The sequence below is a fragment of the Ascidiimonas meishanensis genome (assembly GCF_037782385.1).
Classification (GTDB): domain Bacteria; phylum Bacteroidota; class Bacteroidia; order Flavobacteriales; family Flavobacteriaceae; genus Ascidiimonas; species Ascidiimonas meishanensis.
Genome location: NZ_JBBEXD010000026.1, coordinates 1 through 3,658, shown reverse-complemented (window position 1 = coordinate 3,658; position 3,658 = coordinate 1). Strand labels below are relative to the sequence as shown.

The 3,658-nt window shown below is 35.1% G+C and carries 2 protein-coding genes; both read left to right on the top strand.

Annotated elements, in window-relative coordinates:
* Positions 1 to 616, top strand: a 616-nt coding sequence (locus WBG07_RS19225) for a phosphopantetheine-binding protein (protein WP_340203739.1), incomplete at its 5' end; no start/stop codon positions are given.
* Positions 617 to 647: 31 nt separating this feature from the next.
* Positions 648 to 3,658 (top strand): non-ribosomal peptide synthetase (locus tag WBG07_RS19220; protein ID WP_340203737.1); only part of this gene is annotated, 3,011 nt, incomplete at its 3' end.

The following is a 3,658-nucleotide window of genomic DNA, read 5'->3' as shown; positions in this document are numbered from 1 at the left end:
TGGCAGAAATGACCATCAGGTAAAGATACGCGGACACCGTATTGAACTCGGGGAGATTGAAAATGTCATTCTAAAACATGAAGATCAGATTAAAAATGCGGTAGTCACCGTAAAAACATTCGGTAATAAGAAAATTATTGTCGCTTATGTGGTACCACAACCTTCTTTTGACAAGGAAATACTAAAGAATCGTCTTCAAAAAAGTATTCCTAACTATATGTTTCCAGATTACTTTAGAGAATTGGAAGAAATCCCTTTAACTGTCAACGGTAAAGTGAATAAAAAGGCTTTGCCTGAAATTTTAGAAGAAGATCTTCAGGATAAATCAAAATATGTAGCTCCAAGAAATGAGGATGAAGAAAAAATGGCAGGCCTTTGGGAGGAAATACTTCAGCTTAATTCAGTTGGAATACATGATGACTTTTTTGATTTGGGTGGAAATTCTTTAATGGCTGTAAGACTGGTAGCCGCTATTCGCGCAGTATTTGAAGTAGAAATGAATCTGGCAAGTGCGTTTCAGTATACTACCGTTGAAATGCTTGTAGAATATTTGAATATCCTGAAAGAAGAAGATATGATGGAAGATAGTGATGAACTTGAAACTTCCTACTTGTAATCATTCTTTAACTCAAACAATACTTTTAATAATGAACGTCAAAAAAAATCTTGAAATCATACGTTTAGCCAGAGAACAAGGCATTCAACTGTTTGCTGAGAATGGAAAGCTGGGCATGAAGAAGATGAAAACTGCACAGATGAAACCTGAGTTATTAGACCTGATAAAGTCTAATAAGGATTCATTAGTATCTTTTTTTGAAAAAGAGGTTAACGGGATTAAAGGAAGATCAACAACCGAAAAGCTTCGTATAAAAAAATCTAGTATTCAGGAAAATATTCCCATGTCCTTTACTCAGGAACGTTTATGGTTTATTGATCAATTAAATGGCAGCACAAATTATCATGTTTCCGGTGTTCTAAGAGTTGAGGGGCGTATTGAGATAAAACAGCTGCAAAATGCAGTAAAGAAAATTGTTGGAAGGCATGAATCCCTTCGTACCGTATTTAAAGAAGAAGAAGGAATAGGATTCCAATTAGTAATACCTGAAGATGATTTTGAGGTTGATGTTAAAGATGTATCAGAGATAGAAAAAGAGCAAACAGTTGAAGATTTTCTTAAGTCTGAGATCATATGTCCCTTTGATCTGTCTTCAGATTATATGATTAGGGTAACTATTCTAAAAAAAGCAGCAGATCTTAATTTAGTATTGATAGTGATGCACCATATTGCTTCCGATGGCTGGTCGCTTCCAATTTTCATGAATGAGCTGCAATTTCTTTATGCAGAAAATAAGAATAAATTACCCGAATTACACATTCAATATAAAGATTACAGTATATGGCAACGTAAACATCTTTCAGGAAAAGTACTTGAAAATAAACTGGATTTTTGGGAGAACCAACTAAAAGGAAGTGGTACGCTAGAACTTCCTACTGATTTTACGAGGCCTGTTATTCAAAGTATGGAAGGTGCTTCTTATAGTTTTGATATTGGGGAAGAGCATCTTGCTGGTTTAAAAAAATTGGCACGAGAAAATCAGTGTACATTATTTATAACTCTTCTAGCTATTTATAAGGTATTCTTATATAAGTATTCAGGTCAAGAAGATCTTTGTGTAGGCACACCAATTGTTAACAGAGAACAGCCTGAAATTGCATCATTGATTGGATTTTTTGTAAATACCATTGCAATTAGAAGTCAGATAGAATCAAAAAAATCTTTTCATGCATTTTTAAAAAACGTAAAGGAGCATACCTTCAATGGATACATGCATCAAGATGTGCCTTTTGACCGGGTAGTAGACCGATTGGTTTCTTCAAGAGATAGGAGTAGAAACCCTCTATTTCAAACTACGATTACGTATCAAGAGGCCGCAAATGAATCTTTATTAAAGTTAGGTGACGCTACGCTACAAATTATAGATACGCCTATAGCCACTTCAAAGTTTGACCTCTCTTTAGGATGTATAGAACGAGATAAGAAACTGGAGGTAGAGATTCAATATTGTACTGCGCTTTTTAAAGAGGCCACTATTATACGCATGGCAAACCATTTTAATACACTCATTAAATCTGTTCTCAAAGGTGCCACGCAGCCTATTGAGCAAATAGAGATATTAAGTGAACCGGAAAAAGAGCTGTTACTTATTGATTTTAATAGAACCGGAAAGAATTTTGATAAGAATCTAACTGTGCTAGATCTGTTTTCAAAACAGGTTATTCTCAAGCCAGGTGCAATTGCTGTTGAATTTGAAGATTGTAAAATAAGTTACTATGAATTAGAAGACAGATCAGATCGTTTGGCGAATTACTTACTTGATCTTGGCGTCACAAAAGAAGAACTGATTCCGATTAGCATAAAACGTTCTCCAGAATTATTAATAAGCATACTTGCTGTAATGAAATCGGGTTGCGCTTATGTTCCTATAGATACGAAGTATCCACGAGAACGTATTGATTTTATGCTTGATGATACGAATGCACGATTTTTAATTTGTGATTCTTCTTTTACGATGGTTGATGAGAAGAATGCAGCTCTAGATATTATTTGTGTTGATTTACTAGAAAGCAAGCTTTTTCAAAAAGAGAACCTATTACACAAAAAAAAGGGGAAGACAGTCCCTGAACAACTGGCTTATGTAATTTATACCTCCGGCACCACGGGAAGACCTAAAGGAGTTATGATCCAACATCAGGCATTATTTAATTTTGTGAATGCAATTCAGGAAAAACTAGATTTTTCGTCGTATATCAGAATGGTAAGTAGCACCAATTTTACCTTTGATATTTCTATTATGGAATATTTTTTACCGCTGTGTTTTGGGGGAACCATAATTTTGACGAACGAACTGGAAAATTCAGATCCTGATGTTTTACAACAATTAATTTCTAGGTCTAATCCTACTCATATTCAAGCCACACCCTCAAAATTAGAAATGCTAAGTGATATTGGTTGGAAAAATAGTAATGATGTTCATATTTTAAGTGGAGGAGAACCTTTGAAAGAACAATTAAAGGAACGTCTTTTAAAATTAAGTAAGAACAGTTCACTTTGGAATTTATATGGACCTACAGAAGCAACCATCTGGTCTAACACTAAAAGAATACTTCCTGATGAACAGGTAACTATAGGTAAAGCACTAGCAAATACTCAAATGTATATTTTGACTAAGGGTTTAAGCCTTGTTCCGGTGGGAGTTACTGGTGAACTTCATATAGGAGGAGTTCAATTGGCAAAAGCTTACCTAAATCGTGAAGAACTAACAAAAGAAAGATTTATAAAGAGTCCTTTTGATGCTAATGAGATACTCTACAAGACTGGTGATTTAGCCCGTTGGTTACCTAACGGAGATATTGAAATGATTGGCCGTAATGATGATCAGATAAAGCTTAGAGGTCATCGAATAGAATTAGGCGAAATTGCTGCAGCATTAGAAGATCATAGCAATGTTAAGCAGGCAATAGTGCTTTGCAGAGACAATGAGCAGGGAGATAAATATTTGGTTGCTTACACGATACTGGAAACGGAAATGGAAAAAGCCTCGCTTCGGAGTCATTTATCGGGTATATTACCGGAGTATATGGTTCCCCGTTTTTATGT